General features: G+C 66.6%; 1 pseudogene. It reads right to left on the bottom strand.

The features are described 5' to 3' along the window. Positions 1 to 377, bottom strand: a pseudogene (locus tag ACQG3P_RS18900) (phospho-N-acetylmuramoyl-pentapeptide-transferase); the annotation flags it as partial.

Here is a 377-nt window from a genome sequence, read left to right as displayed (position 1 = left end):
GGTAGGTGTTGAACCACAGGAAGCCCAGGCCCGCGCCGGCGATCGCCGCGCCGAGGATCACCAGTTCGCCCGCCCCGGGAATCTGCGGGTTCTGCAGGTAGTTGGAGAACACCACGTTGCCCGAGGCATAGGCGAACACGCCCAGCGCGCAGGCCACCAGCACCGTCGTCATGATCGCCAACCCATCCAGGCCGTCGGTCAGGTTGACCGCGTTGGAGAAGCCGACGATCCAGAAGGAGGCAATGGCCACGAAGCTGATGCCCGCCAGCGGCAACGCCACCGACTTGAACATCGGGATGTAGCAGGTCAGTGCGGCCGGCACGTCGGCGGTGTAGACCAGGAACAGGCCGGCGGCCAGGCCGAAGATCGACGGCAGC

It is taken from the genome of Stenotrophomonas sp. SrG (genome assembly GCF_050031795.1).
Lineage (GTDB): Bacteria > Pseudomonadota > Gammaproteobacteria > Xanthomonadales > Xanthomonadaceae > Stenotrophomonas > Stenotrophomonas rhizophila_A.
This window is presented reverse-complemented; position numbering and strand designations above follow the sequence as displayed.